A 20,328-nucleotide genomic window follows, 5' to 3' on the forward strand; every position below is an offset into this window, starting at 1 on the left:
ACCCAAAGCGGGCCAGATGTATCGTCGAGCGAAGTGATATCCGATCGCGACCGGGCACCTGGGTCCGATCGTTGTACGAATGGCGGGATTGCCCCCGGAAAAGGGGCGACCCGGGACAGAAACGGCAGGGGACCATGTCGGTAACCGAGCAGACGGCCACGGCGGCCGAACAGCTGGAGGTGTGGATCGACCAGGATCTGTGCACCGGCGACGGCATCTGCGTGCAGTACGCACCCGAGGTCTTCGAGCTGGACATCGACGGCCTCGCCTACGTGAAGGGGCCGGACGACGAGCTGCGCCAGCAGCCCGGGCAGACCGCCCCGGTGCCGCTGACGATCCTTCAGGACGTGGTGGACTCGGCGAAGGAGTGCCCCGGCGACTGCATCCACGTGCGCCGGGTCACCGACCGGGTCGAGGTGTACGGGCCGGACGCGGACTGACGCGTCCTCCCCCTCAGGTCTGGCTGACCGGGGCGGCGGTCTGGGAGCGTTCCCAGCCGCCGCCCTTGCGCATCCAGGTGAGGTCGAGTGAGATGTCAGGGCGGAAGCGCGGCACCTCGTCGCTCGAATACCCCTGCGCGTGACCGGTGATGGCGCCGTCGGAGCGCAGCGCGAGCCGGCCGAGGGTGAGGTTCTCGCGCTCGGAGAGGAGCGTGGCCAGCACCACCGGGCGCTCGCCCGGGCCGAAGCCGAGCAGGTAGACGGCGTCCGGCGGCGTGCCGTTCTCGGCCGCGCAGTGCGCGGCGACGACCGTGCCGGGCCGCCCGTCGCCCAGGTCGGCCGGCATGCTGATGGCCGTCGCGACCGGGAACGGGCCGCAGTCGAGCGGAAGTTGGGCCTTGGCCGGGTCGGGGGCGGCGCTCGCCCCGAGGGCCTTGGGAGTGCCGTGCAGGGGCACCGGGGTGCCGGTCGCGGGGCCGGCGGCGAGGGCCGAGGCCACCACCGCGCCGCAGCCGGCCAGGGCCAGGGCCCAGTGCCAGGGGGCGGTGCGCGCGTGCCCGGGCCCGGTGCGGCCCCGCGGTGTCTGCTGTCCAGCCGTCGTCCCGACCGCGGTCTCCACCAGGCGTCCCCTCCAGTGCTCCCAGGAGCTGGTCTGCGTGCGCGAGCATCGTCCCACACGCCGACGGCCGAAATGCCGAGGGGTGGCACGAGCAGGCTCGTACCACCCCTGGGAAGCGATCCCGGTCAGCCCAGGTCGGGCTGCTCGGTCTCGACGGCGCGGGCGGCGGCACGGGCCGCGGCGCGCTCCCGCAGAGTCGACTCCGAGCCCCCGTTGTCGTAGTCCTCGCCGTACGCGCCCTTGGCCGGGCGGCGGCGGCGCAGCGGCGGCTCGACGCCGTCGGCGAGGCGGCGGGCGGTGAGCAGGAAGCCGGTGTGGCCGATCATCCGGTGGTCCGGGCGGACGGCCAGGCCCTCCAGGTGCCAGGTGCGGACCATGGTCTCCCAAGCCTGCGGCTCGGTGAAGGTGCCGTGGTCGCGCAGTGCCTCGACGGTCTTGGACATCTGCGTGGTGGTGGCCACGTAGCAGCAGATCAGGCCGCCGGGGACGAGCGCCTTGGAGGCGACGTCCAGGCACTCCCAGGGGGCGAGCATGTCGAGGATGACGCGGTCGACGTCGGCCTCGACCAGGTTGTCCTGGAGGTCGCCGACGGTGAGCTTCCACGCCGGGTGCGGCCCGCCGAAGTAGCGCTCGACGTTGCCCTTGGCGATGTCGGCGAAGTCCTGCCGGCGCTCGTACGAGGCCAGCATGCCGGTGTCGCCGACGGCGCGCAGCAGGTAGGTGGAGAGCGCGCCCGAGCCGACACCGGCCTCGACGACGCGGGCGCCGGCGAAGATGTCGGCCATGGCCAGGATCTGCCCCGCGTCCTTGGGGTAGATCACGGCGGCGCCGCGCGGCATGGACAGGACGTAGTCGGGGAGCAGGGGGCGCAGCGCGAGGTACGGGACGTTCCCCGTGGTGCGCACGACCGTGCCCTCGGGGGCGCCGATCAGCTCGTCGTGCGGGAACGCACCCTTGTGGGTGTGGAACTGGTTCCCGGCCTGGAGCGTGAACGTGTAGTGGCGGCCCTTGGGGTCGGTCAGCTGGACCTGGTCCCCGACCTGGAAGGGCCCGCGTCGGCGGGTGGCACCGGTCGGTTCGGACATGCGGTCAATCCTAAGGGAAGCGGACGGTCCGCCCGACCAGAGTGATCACCGGCCGGCGACGGCGGCGGTGAGGCGCTGCTCGATGTCGGTGAGCGCGGCGACGCCGAACACCCGGCCGTCCGCCTCGACCACCAGGTACTCCCCGGCCGGGGTGGCCTGGACGGCGCGCAGCAGGTCCTCGCCGCCGAGGTCGGCGTCCAGCCGCAGGCCGGGTTCGAGGTCGCGGGCGAGCGGGCCGACGGCGACCCACGGGCGGCGGTGCTCGGGCACCGCGCGGACGGCGGACTCGCGGACGATGCCGATCGGGTCGCCCCGGCCGTCCACCACCACGACCGCGCCGGCCTGGGCCTCGCGGGCCCGGCGCAGCGCCTCGCCGAGCGGGGTGTCGGCGGTGACCTCGACGGTCCGGCGGGCGAGCTCGCGCAGCCGCAGGCCGGGCAGCACCTCCTTGAGCCGGGCGTTGCGCAGGCTCCCGGTGGCGCCGTTCCAGATGATCGCGGCGAGGACGGCGGCCAGCACCGCGTCCACCAGGGTGTCGGTCGTGGTGCGCTCGATCCCGCGGGCGGCGCTGAACAGCGGCAGGCCGATCAGCACCACGACGGCCAGTGCCCGGCCGACCCAGGCGGCGGCGACCGTGCCGGTCATCGCCTTGCCGCTGATCGCCCAGACGACCGCGCGCAGCATCCGGCCGCCGTCCAGCGGCAGGCCGGGCAGCAGGTTGAACGCGGCGACGACCAGGTTGGAGACCATCAGCCCGGTGAGCAGCACCCCGGGCACCGTGGAGAGCTCCACGGCCTGCATCGCGAGGTAGAACACGCCGCCGAGCACCAGCGAGAGCAGCGGGCCGACGAAGGCCAGCCAGAACTCGCGCCACGGGCTCTCGGCCTCGTTCTCGATCTCGGAGACGCCGCCGAAGAACTGGAGCTGGATCCGCCGTACACCGAGCCTGTAGCGCAGCGCGACCAGGGTGTGAGCGAGCTCGTGCACCAGGACGGAGGCGTAGAAGGCGACCGCGAAGAAGAATGCGAGCAGGTAGCGGGCGGCGCCGAGGTCCGGCAGGACGTCGCCGAGCTGGCCGCCGAACACCCAGGTGATCAGCGCGGCGATGACGAACCAGGAGGGGGTCACGTAGATGGGCACGCCGAAGGGGCGGCCCACCAGGAGGCCGCTGCCGCGCTCGGGCGGCCTGGGCGGTCGCCCTGCCGGGCGGCCGCCGTCGTCCTGCGGTGGCTGGTCGGAGGTCTGCTGCCCCCTGCTGTCGCTCACCGTGATCCCTTCGGTCGTCTGCCCCGTCGTGCCCCGGTGCGCCCACGCTACGTGATCGCGGCCCTCCGGTGGCGTGCGGCCCTCTGTCAGGCTTCATACCCACTGTGCCGCGCGGTGTGGCAGCACCGTGGCAGCAGGATGACAGCGAAGGGCAATAGGGTCGGAGGCATGCAGCAGACCGACACCACCAGCGCCGCCGGGGCCCCGGCGCGCCCGGCGGCGCCCCCGACCGGCCTGTCCCCGTCCCGGGCGGGGGACTTCCTGACCTGTCCCCTGCTGTACCGGCTGCGGGTGATCGACCGGCTGCCCGAGCCGCCGAGCGCGGCGGCGACCAGGGGCACGCTGGTGCACGCGGTGCTGGAGCGGCTCTTCGACAGCCCCGCGACCGAGCGGACGCCGGAGCGGGCGCTGGGCCTGCTGCGCCCGCAGTGGGAGCGGCTGCTGGGCGAGCGCCCGGAGCTGGGCTCGCTGTTCCCGGACGATCCGGACGGCGCGGCGCTCGCCCGCTGGCTGGCGGACGCCGAGAAGCTGGTCGGCCAGTGGTTCCGGCTGGAGGACCCGACCCGGCTGCACCCGGTGGAGCGCGAGCTGTACGTGGAGACGGCCCTGGAGTCGGGGCTGCTGCTGCGCGGCTACATCGACCGGGTGGACGTCGCCCCGAGCGGCGAGGTCCGGCTGGTGGACTACAAGACCGGCCGGGCGCCCTCGCGGGACTTCGAGGGCAAGGCGATGTTCCAGATGAAGTTCTACGCGCTCGTGGTGTGGCGCTGGAAGGGCGTCGTCCCCAAGCGGCTCCAGCTGGTCTACCTCGGCGGGGGCGGGGACGTGGTCAGCTACGACCCGGACGAGGCCGACCTGCTCGCGGTGGAGCGCAAGCTGCGGGCGCTCTGGGAGCGGATCACCCACGCGGTGGCCACCGGGGAGTTCCCGGCGACCCGCAACCGCCTCTGCGACTGGTGCGACCACCAGGCCAGTTGCCCGGAGTTCGGCGGCACTCCCCCGCCGTACCCGCTGCCGCTGTCGCGTACGTCTGACGAAGACGATCCCACGGGGGATCAGATGAGCAAGGAGTCCTAGTGACGATCCGAGTGCTGCTGGTCGACGACCAGCCGCTGCTGCGCACCGGTTTCCGGATGATCCTGGAGGCCGAGTCCGACCTGGTGGTGGTCGGTGAGGCCGGCGACGGTCAGCAGGCGCTGGACCAGGTGCGGGCGCTGCAGCCCGACGTGGTGCTGATGGACATCCGGATGCCCAGGATGGACGGCGTCGAGGCGACCCGCAGGATCGCCGGCCCCGGGCGGGACGGCCCGGCCAAGGTGCTGGTGCTGACCACCTTCGACCTGGACGAGTACGTGGTGGAGGCGCTGCGCGCGGGCGCCAGCGGCTTCCTGCTGAAGGACGTCCCGGCGGAGGAACTGGTGCAGGCGATCCGGGTGGTGGCGGACGGCGCGGCGATGCTGGCGCCGAGCATCACCCGCCGGCTGCTGGACATGTACGCCACCAAGCTGCCCTCGGGCGAGGAGGCGCCGCCGCAGGCGCTGAGCGCGCTGACCGAGCGTGAGCTGGAGGTGCTGAAGCTGGTGGCGCGCGGGCTCTCGAACGCGGAGATCGCGGCCGAACTGTTCGTCAGCGAGACCACCGTGAAGACGCACGTCGGCCATGTGCTGACCAAGCTCCAGCTGCGCGACCGGGTGCAGGCGGCGGTGTACGCGTACGAGAGCGGGCTGGTGCGCCCGGGCGCCCTGTAGGCCCTGTCCGGCCGAACGTGCCGGCGGCCCGCCCGCCTTCCCCGTGCACCCAGGGGGAAGGCGGGCGGGCCGCCGTGTTGAGGGGTGTCGTCCGGTCGCCTACTTGCCGGCGCTGCGGCTGATCTCCCAGAAGCGGAACACGCCGGTGGTGTCGATGGTCGACTCGACGCCGGTGATGTACGAACGCGACGCGAAGAAGCCCTTGTTCTGGTACAGCGGGATGAGCGGCGCGTTCTCGGCGACGATCTGCTGGATCTGGGCGTAGCCGGCCACCGCGGCGCTGCGGTCGGCCTGCTTGAGGCCGTCCGGCACCAGCTTCTGGCTGATCCGCGGGTCGTCCCAGCCGTGGTGGTAGGCGCCGCCGTCGATGAGCAGCGGGGCGATGTAGTTGTCCGGGTCCGGGTAGTCGGCGAACCAGCCGATGAGGTACGCCTGGTAGCGGCCCTCGGACCAGCCGGACCGGTACTTGTCCCAGTCCGGCTCCGTCTGGACGGTCACCTGGAACAGGCCGCCGGCCTCCAGCTGCTTCTTCAGGGTCTCGGGCTCGGCGCTGCCGGCCCGCGAGCGCGACCAGGTGAGGGTGAGCTTGACCGGGAGCTGGACCTTGGCGTCGGTGAGGATCTTCTTGGCCTTGCCGCTGTCCTGGTCGCCGTAGCGGTCGAAGAAGGCCGTGGTGTGGCCGGTGACGCCGGCCGGGACCATCGCGTACAGCGGCTGGACGGTCCGGGCGAAGACGTCGCGGGCGAGCGACTTGCGGTCGAGCAGCTGGGCGGCGGCCTGGCGGACGGCGACGTTGCCGGCGACCGGGTCCTTGGTGTTGAAGACCAGCGAGCGGGTGTCGTTGCTGTCGCCCTCGACGACCTGGAGGTCGGTCTTGCCGCCCTGCTGGTCGGAGTGCATCTGGGCGGCGGTGTTCGGGTCCAGGCTGTTGTCGGTGAGGTCGACGTCGCCCTTGTCCAGCGCGGCCTTCAGGTCGGCGGGCTTGTCGAAGTACCGGACGGTGAACTTGCTGTTCCGGAGCTTGGCCTCGCCGTTGTACTTGTCGTTGGGCACCAGGACGACCTTGCCCAGCTGCTTGGCGGTGTCGCCGTTGCCGCCCATGACCTCGACCGTCTCGAAGCGGTACGGGCCGGAGCCGATCAGCTTGTCGTTGGGGACGACCTTGTCGACCGGGTAGGCCTGGTGGTCGAGGATGGCGCCGGCCGGGCCGGCCAGCTTGGCCGGCAGGGTGGCGTCGGGCGTGGAGAGGTGGAAGACCACCTCGGTGTCACCCTTGGCCTCGACGCTCCTGATCGAGGAGAGCAGGGGGGCCGCGCCGTTCTGGTCGTTGATCTTCTTGGTGCGCTCGATCGAGAACACCACGTCGGCGGCGGTCAGCGGGTGGCCGTTGGAGAACTTCAGGCCGGTCCGCATGGTGCAGTGGTACTGGGTGGCGTCGCCCGCGGTGAACTCGCAGGACTGCGCGGCGTCCGGGGAGGGGGCGCTGGAGGCGGCCGGGAAGGTGAGCAGCGACTGGAAGGTGTTGCGCAGCAGCAGCCAGGAGCCGGAGTCGTAGGCGGCGGCCGGGTCCAGCACGCCGGTGAGCTGGGTGGTGCCCATGACGATCGCCTTGCCGCCGTCCCCCTTGACGGCGTCGGTGACCGATCCGCAGCCGGCCGCCGTCACGGCGACAAGACCGGCGCAGCCGAGTACTGCCAGGCGTTCAGCTGAAGTCTTCACGGGGCGCGTCCTTCTGGGTGCGGTCCGACCGGGGCCGGCGGCCCGCGTCGAGGGCGCTCCGGGTGCGGAAGGCGTGCGCGGGCCTGACGCCCGTACGACCGCGGGCGGGACGGGGTTGCCCGTCGTCGGCGGTGGCAGGGCGCGAGGGAGGGGAACGAACTGGAGTAGCGTGCCATATCGAACACGCACGACCGATACCCGTGCAGATGACGTTTGGGACACGGTGGTTGAGGGCATCGCGAAACACCCGACGAGTTGTCAGGCAATGCCCTTTTTCTCCCCGGGCGGGCGTCGGCGGCGGCCGGATCCGGCCGCTTACCGGCGAGTAGGCCACCCTCGCAATGAGATGACAATCACACCCGCGAAGTGACCAGCGAGCGCAGCAGTTCAAGATCGACCTGCTCCAGCGAGGAGCGCACCAGCCGCCCCGGGGCCGGCTCGATCGGCGCCACCGAGGGCACCGCGATGACCGGGCAGCCCGCCGCCTCGGCCGCCCGCACCCCGGTCGGCGCGTCCTCGACCACCACGCAGCGGGCCGGGTCCGCGCCCAGCCGCCGGGCCGCCTCCAGGTACGGGTCCGGGTGCGGCTTGGTGCGCGGCACCTCGTCCCCCGCGACCGTGAAGGCGAAGTGGTGGGAGCCCAGCGAGCGCAGCACGATGTCCACCACGTGCCGGTGCGAGGCGGTCACCAGGACGGCCGGAATCCCGTGTGCGGCCAGGGTGTTGAGGAGGCGTTCGGCGCCCGGCATGAGCGGCACGCCGCCCGCCAGCAGGTCGACGAAGCGCTGGTTGATCAGCACCGTCAGGTCCGCCGGGGCGAGGTCCACCCCGGTGGTGCCGACCAGGTAGTCGATCACCCGCGTCATCGGACCGCCGACCACCTGGGCCCGGTCCTCGTCGGTCAGCGCGTGGCCCAGCTCGGCGAACAGGGTGACCTCGGCCTGCCACCAGAAGTCCTCGGTGTCCACCAGCGTCCCGTCCATGTCCAGCAGCACCGCCTGCAGGCCGCGGCCGTCCCCGCGGTCGAGGATCCGGGCGGCGGTGGAGGTGGTCATGGCGGGAGTCCTTCCGTCGGTACCCCCCGGGCGCGTTCGAGCACCCCCCGGGGATGGCGCGGGCCGGCCCGCTGGTGAGCGGACCGGCCCGTTCAGGATCATCCAGGATACGCCCGGTTCGCCCGAAAAGAGCGAACGGAACGAGGCGCCCGGGTTACCGGGCGTTGAAGTACTTCGCCTCCGGGTGGTGGATGACGATCGCGTCGGTGGACTGCTCCGGGTGCAGCTGGAACTCCTCGGAGAGCACCACGCCGATCCGCTCGGGCTTCAGCAGCTCGGCGATCTTGGCGCGGTCCTCCAGCTCCGGGCAGGCCCCGTAGCCGAGCGAGAAGCGGGCGCCCCGGTACTTGAGCGCGAACATGTCCTTGACGTCCTGCGGGTCCTCGCCGGAGAAGCCCAGCTCGTAGCGGACCCGGGCGTGCCAGAACTCGGCCAGCGCCTCGGCCAGTTGCACCGACAGGCCGTGCAGCTCCAGGTAGTCGCGGTAGGAGTTGTCGGCGAACAGCTCGTTCGCCGCCTCCGAGATCCGGTTGCCCATGGTGACCACCTGGAGGCCGACCACGTCCCGCACGCCGGTCTCCTCCGGGCGGAAGAAGTCGGCCAGGCAGAGCCGGCGCCCGCGCCGCTGGCGGGGGAAGGTGAAGCGGGTGCGCTCGGTGCCGTCCTCGTGGAAGACGATCAGGTCGTCGCCCTTGGAGTTGGCCGGGTAGTAGCCGTAGACCACGGCCGCCTCCAGCCAGCCCTCGGTCTGCAGCCGGTCCAGCCACATCCGCAGCCGCGGCCGGCCCTCGGTCTCCAGCAGCTCCTCGTACGAGGGCCCCTCGCCGCTGCGGGCCGCCTTCAGGCCCCACTGGCCCTTGAACAGCGCGTCCTCGTCCAGCCAGGAGGCGTAGTCGGCGAACGGGATGCCCTTGACGATCCGGTCGCCCCAGAACGGCGGGGTCGGCACGGTGTTGTCGACGGTGACGTCCGAGCGGATCTGGCCGAGGTTGACCTCCGGCTCCTCCACCACCTCGACCCGGGCGTGCCGGCGCTGCTTGAGCTCCGGCAGGCTCGCGCCGGGCACGCCGCGCTTGACCGCGATCAGCGCGTCCATCAGCCGCAGGCCCTCGAAGGCGTCCCGGGCGTAGCGGACCTCGCCCTCGTAGATCTCGTGCAGGTCCTGCTCGACGTAGGCCCGGGTGAGCGCGGCGCCGCCCAGGATCACCGGGTAACTCGCGGCCAGCTTGCGCTGGTTGAGCTCCTCCAGGTTCTCCTTCATGATCACGGTGGACTTCACCAGCAGGCCGGACATCCCGATGACGTCCGCCTTGTGCTCCTGCGCGGCGTCCAGGATCGCCGAGACCGGCTGCTTGATGCCCAGGTTGACCACGTTGTAGCCGTTGTTGGACAGGATGATGTCCACCAGGTTCTTGCCGATGTCGTGGACGTCGCCCTTGACGGTGGCCAGCACGATGGTGCCCTTGCCCTCGCTGTCGGACTTCTCCATGAACGGCTCCAGGTGGGCCACCGCGGTCTTCATCACCTCGGCGGACTGGAGCACGAAGGGCAGCTGCATCTGGCCGGAGCCGAACAGCTCGCCGACCACCTTCATGCCGGACAGCAGGGTGTCGTTGATGATCTCCAGCGCGGGCCGCCCGGCCAGCGCCTCGTCAAGGTCGGCCTCCAGGCCCTTGCGCTCGCCGTCGATGATCCGGCGCTGCAGGCGCTCGTCCAGCGGCAGCGCGGCCAGCTCCTCCGCCTTGGACGCCTTGACCGAGGCCGAGGAGACGCCGTCGAACAGCTCCAGCAGGTGCTGCAGCGGGTCGTAGCCGTCCCGGCGGCGGTCGTAGACCAGGTCGAGGGCGGCCTCGCGCTGGTCCTCGGGGATCCGGGAGATCGGCAGGATCTTGGAGGCGTGCACGATCGCCGAGTCCAGGCCGGCCTCCACGCACTCGTGCAGGAAGACCGAGTTCAGCACCACCCGGGCGGCCGGGTTGAGGCCGAAGGAGATGTTGGACAGGCCCAGCGTGGTCTGCACGGCCGGGCGGCGGCGCTTGAGCTCGCGGATCGCCTCGATGGTCTCGATGCCGTCCCGGCGGGACTCCTCCTGGCCGGTGGCCAGGGTGAAGGTGAGGCAGTCCACCAGGATCGAGCCCTCGTCGACGCCGTAGTCGGCGGTCAGCTCGGTGATCAGCCGCTCGGCGATCTCGACCTTCTTGTCGGCGGTGCGGGCCTGGCCCTCCTCGTCGATGGTCAGCGCGATCAGGCCGGCGCCGTGCTCGCGGGCCAGCGAGGCGATCCGGCCGAAGCGCGAGTCCGGGGCGTTGCCGTCCTCGTAGTTGACCGAGTTGAGCACCGCGCGGCCGCCGAGCGCCTCCAGGCCGGCCCGCAGCACCTGCGGCTCGGTGGAGTCCAGCACGATCGGCAGGGTGGAGGCGGTGGCCAGCCGGCCGGCGATCTCCTTCATGTCGGCGACGCCGTCGCGGCCGACGTAGTCCACGCACAGGTCCAGCAGGTGCGAGCCGTCCCGGATCTGGTCGCGGGCGATCTCCACGCAGGCCTGCCAGTCGCCGGCCAGCATCGACTCGCGGAACTTCTTCGAGCCGTTGGCGTTGGTGCGCTCGCCGATCGCCAGGTACGAGGTGTCCTGGCGGAACGGCACCGCCTGGTACAGCGAGGACGCCGAGGACTCCGGCTGCGGGGTGCGCGGGGTGACCGGCCGGCCCTGCACCCGCTCGACCACCTGGCGCAGGTGCTCGGGCGTGGTGCCGCAGCAGCCGCCGACCAGCGAGAGGCCGTACTCGCGGGTGAACACGTCGTGCGCGTCGGCCAGTTCGGCCGGGGAGAGCGGGTAGTGGGCGCCGTCCTTGCCGAGCACCGGCAGGCCCGCGTTCGGCATGCAGGACAGACCGATCCGCGCGTTCTTGGCCAGGTAGCGCAGGTGCTCGCTCATCTCGGCCGGGCCGGTGGCGCAGTTGAGGCCGATGTAGTCGACGCCGAGCGGCTCCAGGGCCGTCAGCGCGGCGCCGATCTCGGAGCCGAGCAGCATGGTGCCGGTGGTCTCCACGGTCACCTGCACCAGCACCGGCAGGTCCAGCCCGGCCTCGGCGAGGGCGCGCTTGGAGCCCAGGATGGCGGCCTTGGTCTGCAGCAGGTCCTGGCTGGTCTCGACCAGCAGTGCGTCGGCGCCGCCGGCGATCAGGCCCGCCGCGTTCTGCTGGAAGCCGTCGCGCAGCGTCTCGTACGGGGCGTGGCCGAGGGTGGGCAGCTTGGTGCCGGGACCGATCGAGCCGAGCACCCAGCGGGTGCGGCCGTCCGCGGCGTGGGCGTCGGCCACCTCGCGGGCGATCCGGGCGCCGGACTCGGACAGCTCGAAGATGCGCTCCGCGATCTCGTACTCGCCGAGTGCGGAGAAGTTGGCGCCGAAGGTGTTGGTCTCGACGCAGTCCACGCCGACCCCGAAGTAGGCCTCGTGGACGGAGCGCACGATGTCGGGCCGGGTGGCGTTGAGGACCTCGTTGCAGCCCTCCAGGTTCTGGAAGTCCTCCAGCGTCGGATCCTGTGCCTGGAGCATGGTGCCCATCGCACCGTCGGCGACCACCACCCGGGTGGCGAGCGCTTCACGCAACGCGTTCGCGCGGCTCTGCTGAGTGATGGACGGATTGGCTGCAGTGGCCATGGGGCTTCTCCCTGGTGCGACGGCTGTCGGCTTTGCGGGCCCGCTTACTCGGGCCCGCACGTGGCCAGGGTATCCGGCCCGCGCCCCGGCCTGCGGTCGCATTCCGTATCCTGAGCGTTCGACCGCAAGGGGGGAGCAACCGCGTGGGCCGATTCCCGACCGTCGCGCGACGCGTCACGGGGGCCCTGGCGGCCCCGTTCCGGGCGTTGCGCAAGCGCTGGCGGAGCTGGTCCTGGTGGCGCCGGGCGCTGCTGGCACTGGGCCTCGCGGCGGCCGTACCGGCGGCCGCGCTCGGCTCCGCCTTCGTCGCGATCCGCTTGCACTACACCGGCGACCCGTCCGCCGAGGCCCGCACCCGCGGCCGGGACGCGCTCTGGCTCGGCCACGCCTGGGTGGACGGCCGCAAGGGTGAGGCCGACGTCGCCGCGCTGGTGCGGCAGCTGGCCGGCACCGGCGTCCGCGACCTGTACGTGCACACCGGCCCACTGGAACACGACGGCTCGCTGCCGCCCGCCGTCCACCCCCGGGGCCGCTGGTTCACCGACGCGGTGCACCGGGCGCTGCCGGACGTCCGGGTGCAGAGCTGGCTGGGCGACGAGGTCAAGCCGGAGAAGGACGCCCTGGACCTGGAGGACGCCCCCACCCGGGACCGGGTCACCGCCTCCGCCCGGCAGGTCCTGGACCTCGGCTTCGACGGCGTGCACTTCGACATGGAGCCGATCCGGCCCGGCAGCGCCGGCTGGCTGGCCCTGCTCGACCAGGTCCGCCCGGTCACGGCCGGGCGCGGCGCGGCGCTCTCGGTGGCGGTCCCGCAGCTCGACCCGGTGCCCGGCCTGCACACCGCCGGGATCCTGCTCACCGACCACGGCAAGTGGTGGGACCAGGCGTACTTCACCGAGACCGCCCGCCGGGTCGACCAGGTCGCCGTGATGGCGTACGACACCAGCATGCCGACCGAGCCGCTGTTCGGCGGCTACGTCGCCCTGCAGACCGAACTGGCGCTGGAGGCCACCCCGGCCGGGGTGGACCTGCTGATCGGCCTGCCGTTCTTCTGGGACGACCGGCACGGCCATCGGGGTGACGCCGAGACCGTGCCGGCCGCCGTCCGGGGCGTCCGGCTGGGCCTGGGCCGCCAGGACCCGGGGCGGCGGAACTTCGGCGTCGCGCTGTACGTGGACTTCGCCGCCACCCCGGAGCACTGGGCGGCGTACCGGCGCGGGTGGGTGGACGCCTGAGGGGTTCCGGCGGCGAGTGCGGGACCGGCGTGCGCGGAAAGGGTGCGTACGGGAAGGGTGTGCGCGGGAAGGGCTCGTCGTCGCGCCGCGTCGCCGTCCGGACACCGTCCGCGCCCGCTCCGAGCCACCTGACGCCCCGTCAGCCGAGGCGGTCCGGATATCCGCTGGATCGGGGCGGCACGCTCCCCCAGACTGTCCCGGTGCCCGGCCGCGGTGCGCATCAAAGCCCGTAGGCTGGGCAGGTAGGGACCATGGGGCGAGGCGTTCCATGGGTGACGAGAGGTTCGACAGTCGGCAGCCGACCCGTCGGCGCCCCGGCAGGCCAGCCGAGGCGGCGCAGGTTCGACCGCCGACCGGAGGGAGACGCTGGGTGATCGAGCTGGAAGATGTTCCCGAGTTGATCGACCCGGTGATGGTCTGCGCTTTCGAGGGCTGGAACGACGCGGGCGACGCCGCCTCCGCGGCTCTGGCACATCTGGACGACACCTGGGGCGGCAAGGTGATCGCCGCCCTGGACGCGGAGGACTACTACGACTTCCAGGTCAACCGGCCCACGGTCTGGCTGGACGGCGGCATCCGCCGGATCACCTGGCCGACCACCAGGCTCTCGGTGATCCGGGTGACCGAGCCGACCACCCGGGACGTCGTCCTGGTGCGCGGCATCGAGCCGAGCATGCGCTGGCGCTCGTTCTGCAACGAGCTGCTCGGCTTCGCGCACGAGCTCGGCATCGAGCTGGTGGTGATCCTGGGCGCGCTGCTCGGCGACACCCCGCACAGCCGCCCGGTGCCGGTCAGCGGGGTCACCTCCGACCCGGAGCTGGCCCGCCGGCTGGACCTGGAGGAGAGCCGCTACGAGGGCCCGACCGGCATCGTCGGGGTGCTCCAGGAGGCCTGCACGCACGCCGGAGTCCCGGCCGTGACGCTCTGGGCGGCCGTGCCGCACTACGTCGCGCAGCCGCCGAACCCCAAGGCGACGCTGGCCCTGGTCAACAAGCTGGAGGACCTGCTCGACCTGCGCATCCCGCCGGGCGAGCTCGGCGAGGACGCCCGGGCCTGGCAGCTGGGCGTGGACCAGCTGGCCGCCGAGGACAGCGAGGTGGCCGAGTACGTCCAGCAGTTGGAGGAGGCGCAGGACACCGCGGAGCTGCCGGAGGCCTCCGGCGACGCGATCGCCCGCGAGTTCGAGCGCTACCTGCGCCGCCGGGAGAACGTCGGGCCGACCGGCGAGAAGCCGGTGGCCGGGCACGCCACGGCGGAGCGGCCGGCCGAGCCGGAGGCCCCGGGCGCGGCCCGGGAGAGCCAGGACGGCGACGAGGAGTAGCCGCCGCCCCGGGGCCCGCCCCGGACAACGCCGAAGGGGCGTCAGGACACCTGGTCCGGACGCCCCTTCGGCGTGTTGAGGGAGGACTCTAGAGCGCGACGCCCAGCAGGGCGTCCACGGTGCGGCTGACCAGGCCGGGCGCACCCATGTCGGCGCCGCCCCCGGCCTCCTGCCGCTCGGCCCAGCGGTCGACGGCGGCCAGCGCGGCGGGCGCGTCCAGGTCGTCCGCGAGCGCCGTACGGACCTCGCCGAGCAGCTGCTCGGCGGCCGGGCCGTCCGGCCGGGAGACTGCGGCCCGCCAGCGGGCGAGGCGCTCGACGGCCTCGTCCAGGGTCGCCTTGGTCCACTCCCAGTCCTCGCGGTAGTGGTGCGCGAGCAGCGCCAGGCGGATCGCCGCCGGGTCGACGCCCTCGCGGCGCAGCGCCGAGACGAAGACCAGGTTGCCGCGGGACTTGGACATCTTGTGGCCGTCCAGGCCGACCATGCCGGCGTGCACGTACGCCTTGGCGTACGGGTGGGCGCCGGTGGCGACCTGGGCGTGCGAGGCGCCCATCTCGTGGTGCGGGAAGGAGAGGTCGCTGCCGCCGCCCTGGATGTCGAAGGACATGCCGAGGTACTGCAGCGCGATGGCGACGCACTCGATGTGCCAGCCGGGGCGGCCGTGGCCGAGTTCGGTCTCCCAGGCGGGCTCGCCCGGGCGGGCGGCGAGCCAGAGCAGGGCGTCCAGTGGGTGGCGCTTGCCCGGGCGGTCCGGGTCTCCGCCGCGCTCGGCGAAGACCGGGCGCATGGCCTCCTGGTCGAGGCCGGAGACCTGGCCGAAGCGGGGGTCGGACTCGACCGAGAAGTAGATGTCGCCGTCCACCTGGTAGGCGGCGCCGCTGGCGAGCAGCTTCTGGACCAGCGGGACGATCCACGGGATCGACTCGACGGCGCCGATGTAGTGGGCCGGCGGGAGCAGCCGCAGGGCGGTCATGTCCTCGCGGAACAGGGCCGTCTCGCGCTCGGCGAGGGCCACCCAGTCCTGACCGGTCTCGACCGCCCGGGCCAGCAGCGGGTCGTCCACGTCGGTGACGTTCTGGACGTACAGGACGTCGTGGCCGGCGTCCTTCCACACGCGCTGCACCAGGTCGAAGGCGTTGTAGGTGGCGGCGTGGCCCATGTGGGTCGCGTCGTAGGGGGTGATGCCGCAGACGTAGATCCGGGCAGTGCCGTCCTGCGGCACGACCTCGCGGACCGTGCCCGCTGCGGTGTCGAAGATACGGAGGGGGAGCCCCTGACCAGGCAGGGCGGGAACCTCGGAGGCGGGCCAGGCATGCATGGAACCGACTTTAACCTTGCGAACATTTGAAAGCCTAACCAGTACACAAGATCGACTGGATTCGCTTCCTGTCGTTGCCGGACCGCTTCCCGACTGATAAGGAGCGGACCTTGACGGGCCCGGCGTTGTTTCGGGCAGGAATGCGGCAGGCTTCGGGCGGGCATTGGGCAGGCGTCGAGCAGGCGTTGGGCAGGCGTTGGGCAGGCTTTCGGACACGGTTGAGCGCCCGGTCGACCCTGCCGCCGACCGGGCGCCCGGCACCCCGGGGAACGCGGCCGGAGCCGCTACGACCGCTGCCAGAGGGCCGGCACGTTCGGCGGCTCCCAGCCCACCATGGCGGTGTGCGCCTGGAGGCAGAGGTAGGAGGCGCCGGAGTAGGTGACGCGGTCGCCCGCGTTGTAGGAGGCTCCCGGCTTCCAACTGCCGCTCGGCGGCGTGGGCGTTCCGGTGGGGGTTCCGGTCGGGGTGGCGGTGGGGGTCGGGCTCGGCGTGCCCGGGGTCTGCGGCACGTCCAGGACGAAGTCGTAACTGCCCTCACGGCCCGGGCCGTTCTGGCGGACGTTCATCAGCAGCCGGGCGTCGTAGATGGTGTCCGTGCTGTTGCGCGGCTCGCCGGGGAAGTAGAGCTGGGTGGTGAGCACCGGGCGGCCGGGCGCCTGGAGCTTGACGTGGAGGTGCCGGGTGCGGCCCGGGTAGAGGCCGGGGACAATCGTGTCCAGCTTGAAGGCGCCGTTCGCGTCGGTGAACTGGTGGCCGCGGAAGGTGAAGCCGGCGTTGTCGTAGGCGCCGTTGTCGTCGGCCTGCCAGAAGTCCAGCAGGACGCCGGAGATCGGTCGGCAGGCGCGGCCGAAGACGTAGCCGCTGACGGTCAGCCGGGTGCCGGGGCCGTCGTTGACCATGGAGCTGCGCAGTGGGGAGTTGGGCTTGAAGTAGGGGCCCTCGGTCTGCTCGATGGTGGGGTCGTCGCCGTCGTGGCACTCGGGGGTGAGGCCGAGGGGCCGGCCGGTGCCGGCCTGCTCACGGGCCAGCGCGACGCCGCCGCCGACCAGCAGCGGGGCGGCGCCGAGCGCGGCAGCGGCCTTCAGGACGGTCTTGCGGCTGATCATGCCGTCGGGCGTGGGCATACGCCCTCTCCTTCGGGTGGGGGGTGGATGTGGGGGGGCGGCCCTTGCCATGGTGGGGGCATGACAAGGGCCGAACCGGCCGCCCGTCCGCGCGCGCCGGACCGGCCACCGGTGGCCACCAGCAAAGCTACGGGCCGTCCGGGGCAGCCGCGATGGACGCGATCCGGGGATCGTGGTGATTTCCGTCGACCCGGGCCCGGAACTCCCCCGGCGTCATCCCGGTCTCCCGCCGGAAGAAGCGGCAGAAGTAGGCCGGGTCGGCGAAGCCCGCCTCCTTCGCGACCTGACGAATCGTCAAATCCGTGCACGCCAGCAACCGTTTGGCCTCCAGGGTCTGCTGGCGGCGGATCAGCCCGCCCGGGGTGCGACCGGTGGCCTGCTTGACCAGGGTCTGCAAGTGGCCCGGCGAGACGCCGAGTTCCTGCGCGCTGGACGCCACCGAGTGCCGCACCCCGCCCGGACCGGCGATCAACCGGGTGAAGGCGGAGGCCACTTCGGTCGGGCGGCCGGGCGGCGACGGCCGCTCCCCCGGCCGGGCGGCGCGCAGCGCCCGGACGATCAGGATGTGCAGACTGGCCCGCAGCACGCCCTGGTAGCCGGGCTGCCTGGAGCGGTACTCGTGTTCCATGTCGGCGAGCAACGCGCCGACCGGCCCGGCCTGTTCACCGAGTCCGAGCGCGGGGCGGGTGGCCAGGGTGCGCAGCGCGGCAAGGTCCTGCGGGTTCCGGAGCAGGAAGTCCTCGTTGAACAGGACGACCTGGCCGGTGAGTTCGTCCGCGTCCGACCAGTAGTGCACCTGGCCGGGCGTGATCACGCACAACTGCGGTGGCGCCAGCGGCCGGTGGACCAGGTCCAGGACGTGGGCGCCGCGGCCGCCGGTGACGTGGACGATCTCGTAGAACGAGTGCCGGTGCGGGAAGCCCGCCCGGGACAGCGGGCCGATCGTGTCGAAGCTCCCGATGGCGAACGGGAGCAGGTGCGGCAGCGGGACCTGGAGCCGGTGCAGCGGCAGGTCCGGCGTGGTACGGGGGGTGGGGGTGGTCCGTAACGCGTCCATCGGAGCAGTGTGCTGCCGGTTCGCGGACAGGTCCAGACCATCAGCCGGCCCGAACCGGTCCGCGGGATACGTCCTAGACCGGGGGCCAGGGGATCGAGGGCCAGTCCTCGGAGGGCAGCGGGTGCCGACCGGTGCGGCGCAGCCCGGCCACCCGGGCGCGGGTCGCCTCCAGTTCGGCGGCGGTCAGGTGCGGGGCGAGGCGCGCGGCCAGCTCGCCGTCCAGCCGCTCGGCGAGCCGGGTCAGCACCTCCAGCGCCTCGGCGGGCAGCGGCTCGCCGGCCCAGCCCCAGAGCAGGGTGCGCAGCTTGCCCTCGGTGTTGAAGGTGACGCCGTGGTCGATGCCGTAGACCCGGCCGTCGGCGGCCGGGATCAGGTGGCCGCCCTTGCGGTCGGCGTTGTTGAGCACCGCGTCCAGCACGGCGAGCCGGCGCAGCCGCTGGTCGTCGTGGTGCACCAGCAGCGCGGTGCGTCCCCCGCCGACCTCGGCCCGCACGATCGGCAGCCAGCCGTGCTCCGGGCCGCGCGGGTCCTGGAGGGCCAGCAGCGGCTCGGCCTGCGGATCCGGCTCGACCCACAGCTGCACCATCCCGGGCCCGTGCGGCCCGTCGCGCAGCACGGTCGGCGGCACCAGCGCCCAGCCGGTCGCGGCCGACACCTCGTACGCGGCGACCTCGCGGCCGGCCAGCGTGCCGTCCGGGAAGTCCCACAGCGGGCGCTCCCCGGCGACCGGCTTGTAGACGGCCTGCGCGCTCAGCGAACCGTGCGTGGCGGTGCAGTACAGCGCGGCGTTGGACGCCTCGGTGAGGCGCCCGTGCACCGTCAACTCGCCCTCGCGCAGCAGCTCCAACGCAGTGGGCACGTCGGCGGCAAGGGCGGCGGCGGCCGCCGGGTCCGCCTGGGGTGGGGTCTCGGTGTTCAGCGCCGGTAGCCGTTCGCGCGCGGGCACAGGTGGCCCTCCGGGTCGAGCGGCAGGTTGCAGAACGGGCAGGGCTTGCGGCCGGCCGAGACCAGGTCCAGCGCCCGCTTGGCGAACACCCGGGCCATCGCGCCGGACAGCCGCACCCGCAGCATGTCCGGACCGTTGTCGTCGTCCTCGAAGACCGCCGCGGCGCTGTCCTCGTCCTCGCCGTCCTCCTCCGCCTCGATCAGCGCCTGCGCCTCGACCACCAGGCAGCCGTCCACGCTGTCCCAGGCCAGGGCCATGGTGCCGACCCGGAACTCCTGCTCCAGCGGCAGGTCCAGCGGCGCGGTGTCGAGCAGGTCCTGCGGGGCGGCGGCCGGGATGGAGACGTCGCCGCCGCTGCGCCGCAGCGCCTCGTCCAGGACCTCCTCGATCCGCTCGGCGAGCGCCGCCACCTGGGTCTTCTCCAACAGGACGCTGGTGATCCGGCCCCGGGCACTGGCCTGGAGGTAGAACGCCCGGGCGCCGGGCTGGCCGACGGTGCCGGCCACGAACCGTTCGGGCTGGTCGTAGAAGAAGACCTGACGGGGCACGCTCTCGCTCCGGATCGTGTCGGTCGTGGGGATCACAGGGATCGTTCGGACGTCATGGCTCGGGCTGCCGTACGGCGGCCCGCGCGCGGGCTCGCCACGCGGCGGGGCTCGTTAGTCACCCTACGACCTCCGGGCCCCCGCAGGGGAGCCGAGCCGCAGTGGCACCGGCCAGCTCAGGCGGTGCCGCCGGTCCCTGCGGGGCGGGGTACGACGGCTCTCCCGCCCACGTCATGCGGCTCCGGGCCGGACGGCTCCGGTCAGGCCGGGTGGCGCCGGTCGGGCCAGGGTCGTACCAGGCGGGTCAGGCGGGCCAGGTGGAACGACCGCCTCAGATGGTGCCGCCGACCACCGCGTCGCCCGCCGGGGCGGCCGGGGCCGCGCCGGGCCTGGGCGCGAGCGAGGCGAGGTCGCCAGTGTCGCCCATCCTCAGGACGAAGGGCCGCTGCGGGGTGTAGCGGATCGCGGTGACCGAGCAGGGCTCGACGCTGATCCGCTGGAAGTGGTCCAGGTGCAGGCCGAGGGCGTCGGCCACCACCGCCTTGATCACGTCCCCGTGCGAGCAGGCCAGCCAGACCGCGTCCGCGCCGTGCTCGGCGGCGATCTTCTCGTTCCACTCCCGGACCGCACCGACCGTCCGATGGCTCAGCTCGCGCAACGACTCCCCGCCGGGGAAGGCCGCGGCGGCCGCGTGGTCCTGCACGGTGCGCCAGAGCGGCTCCTTGGCCAGCTCGGCCAGCGGCCGGCCGGTCCACTCGCCGTAGTGGCACTCGCCCAGCCGCTCGTCCTCGGCGGGCGGGCCCAGCTCGGGCCGAGCCGTCAACAGCGGCTCCAGGGTCTGCCGACAGCGCTCCAGCGGGCTGCTGACGGCCTGCACCAGTGGGATCCCCGCGAGCCGGCCGGCCAGCGCGGCGGCCTGCCCGCGCCCGGTGTCGTCGAGGTCCACGCCGGGCGTCCAACCGGCCAGGATTCCGGCGGTGTTCGCGGTCGAGCGGCCGTGGCGGACGAGCAGCAGGGTGGGCATGGGGCTCAGCCTACGGCCTCCGGGCGCGGGCGTGGAGTGTCGGTGCGAGGTGCGGGCGCGGGGTGCGGGCGCGGGGTGCGGGGTGCGCGGCCGCGTGGGGTGCGGGCGCGCAACGCGCGGTGGGCTGCGGGCCCCCCTGGGCCGCCGCCGGCACCGGCCCGCGAC

17 protein-coding genes are annotated in these 20,328 nt (G+C 73.0%); 5 read left to right on the forward strand and 12 right to left on the reverse strand.

The features are described 5' to 3' along the window. Positions 1-134 precede the first annotated feature (134 nt). Positions 135-440 carry a ferredoxin gene (locus A6F73_RS06605; RefSeq protein ID WP_063346915.1) on the forward strand — a complete coding sequence of 102 codons (306 nt, stop codon included), beginning with the start codon at positions 135-137 and terminating at the stop codon, positions 438-440. Between the two features lie 13 nt (positions 441-453). Here the strand turns inward: A6F73_RS06605 and A6F73_RS06610 are convergent, their stop codons facing one another. The 3 genes from A6F73_RS06610 to A6F73_RS06620 all read right to left on the reverse strand — a co-directional run bounded on the left by A6F73_RS06610 (position 454) and on the right by A6F73_RS06620 (position 3,410). Then, positions 454-1,059, reverse strand: a complete 606-nt coding sequence (locus A6F73_RS06610) for a hypothetical protein (RefSeq protein WP_079135481.1) — start codon at positions 1,057-1,059, stop codon at positions 454-456. Positions 1,060-1,184: 125 nt separating this feature from the next. Continuing rightward, positions 1,185-2,144: a tRNA (adenine-N1)-methyltransferase gene (locus A6F73_RS06615; RefSeq protein WP_063346916.1), complete on the reverse strand. Its 960-nt coding sequence runs from the start codon at positions 2,142-2,144 to the stop codon at positions 1,185-1,187. 45 nt (positions 2,145-2,189) lie between these two features. Then, the gene (locus A6F73_RS06620) at positions 2,190-3,410 is read right to left on the reverse strand and encodes a site-2 protease family protein (RefSeq protein WP_063346917.1); all 1,221 of its coding nucleotides are present in this window, start codon (positions 3,408-3,410) and stop codon (positions 2,190-2,192) included. 168 nt (positions 3,411-3,578) lie between these two features. On the opposite strand from A6F73_RS06620, the gene A6F73_RS06625 reads away from it, so the two are divergent. Together A6F73_RS06625 and A6F73_RS06630 are read left to right on the forward strand one after the other, a co-directional pair. After that, entirely contained in the window at positions 3,579-4,487 is a 909-nt protein-coding gene (locus A6F73_RS06625) for a RecB family exonuclease (RefSeq protein WP_063346918.1), read from the forward strand. Then, complete coding sequence (locus A6F73_RS06630) at positions 4,487-5,158, forward strand: response regulator transcription factor (RefSeq protein WP_063346919.1); 672 nt, start codon at positions 4,487-4,489, stop codon at positions 5,156-5,158. Before A6F73_RS06625 ends, A6F73_RS06630 begins: the two co-directional genes overlap by 1 nt. Before the next feature lie 99 nt (positions 5,159-5,257). Here the strand turns inward: A6F73_RS06630 and A6F73_RS06635 are convergent, their stop codons facing one another. From A6F73_RS06635 to metH, 3 genes are all read right to left on the reverse strand, one after another. Further along, positions 5,258-6,877, reverse strand: coding sequence for an ABC transporter substrate-binding protein (locus A6F73_RS06635; RefSeq protein WP_063346920.1), 1,620 nt, complete (start codon positions 6,875-6,877; stop codon positions 5,258-5,260). Between the two features lie 353 nt (positions 6,878-7,230). Then, on the reverse strand, positions 7,231-7,932 hold the full coding sequence (locus A6F73_RS06640) for an HAD family phosphatase (RefSeq protein WP_063346921.1): 702 nt from the start codon (positions 7,930-7,932) through the stop codon (positions 7,231-7,233). Positions 7,933-8,086: 154 nt separating this feature from the next. Continuing rightward, entirely contained in the window at positions 8,087-11,593 is a 3,507-nt protein-coding gene (metH, locus tag A6F73_RS06645) for a methionine synthase (RefSeq protein WP_063346922.1), read from the reverse strand. A 143-nt stretch (positions 11,594-11,736) separates the two neighbouring features. On the opposite strand from metH, the gene A6F73_RS06650 reads away from it, so the two are divergent. Beyond that, on the forward strand, positions 11,737-12,828 hold the full coding sequence (locus A6F73_RS06650; RefSeq protein WP_208869056.1) for a hypothetical protein: 1,092 nt from the start codon (positions 11,737-11,739) through the stop codon (positions 12,826-12,828). A gap of 370 nt (positions 12,829-13,198) precedes the next feature. Then, on the forward strand, positions 13,199-14,149 hold the full coding sequence (locus A6F73_RS06655; protein WP_063346923.1) for a PAC2 family protein: 951 nt from the start codon (positions 13,199-13,201) through the stop codon (positions 14,147-14,149). Between the two features lie 88 nt (positions 14,150-14,237). Here the strand turns inward: A6F73_RS06655 and mshC are convergent, their stop codons facing one another. From mshC to A6F73_RS06685, 6 genes are all read right to left on the reverse strand, one after another. Further along, positions 14,238-15,467 (reverse strand): cysteine--1-D-myo-inosityl 2-amino-2-deoxy-alpha-D-glucopyranoside ligase, encoded by a 1,230-nt coding sequence (gene mshC, locus A6F73_RS06660; protein WP_063346924.1) that lies wholly within the window; start codon positions 15,465-15,467, stop codon positions 14,238-14,240. A gap of 284 nt (positions 15,468-15,751) precedes the next feature. Next, complete coding sequence (locus A6F73_RS06665; protein WP_063346925.1) at positions 15,752-16,591, reverse strand: carbohydrate-binding protein; 840 nt, start codon at positions 16,589-16,591, stop codon at positions 15,752-15,754. A gap of 127 nt (positions 16,592-16,718) precedes the next feature. Next, complete coding sequence (locus tag A6F73_RS06670) at positions 16,719-17,648, reverse strand: AraC family transcriptional regulator (RefSeq protein WP_107452830.1); 930 nt, start codon at positions 17,646-17,648, stop codon at positions 16,719-16,721. A gap of 73 nt (positions 17,649-17,721) precedes the next feature. Continuing rightward, complete coding sequence (locus A6F73_RS06675) at positions 17,722-18,507, reverse strand: SCO1664 family protein (RefSeq protein WP_063350993.1); 786 nt, start codon at positions 18,505-18,507, stop codon at positions 17,722-17,724. A gap of 56 nt (positions 18,508-18,563) precedes the next feature. Beyond that, positions 18,564-19,142 carry a DUF3090 domain-containing protein gene (locus A6F73_RS06680; protein WP_063350992.1) on the reverse strand — a complete coding sequence of 193 codons (579 nt, stop codon included), beginning with the start codon at positions 19,140-19,142 and terminating at the stop codon, positions 18,564-18,566. Between the two features lie 328 nt (positions 19,143-19,470). Further along, a complete protein-coding gene (locus tag A6F73_RS06685) occupies positions 19,471-20,163 on the reverse strand; it encodes a histidine phosphatase family protein (protein WP_063346926.1) in 693 nt (230 codons plus the stop codon). Positions 20,164-20,328 lie beyond the last annotated feature (165 nt).

The sequence above is a fragment of the Streptomyces sp. MJM8645 genome (genome assembly GCF_001625365.1).
Lineage (GTDB): Bacteria > Actinomycetota > Actinomycetes > Streptomycetales > Streptomycetaceae > Kitasatospora.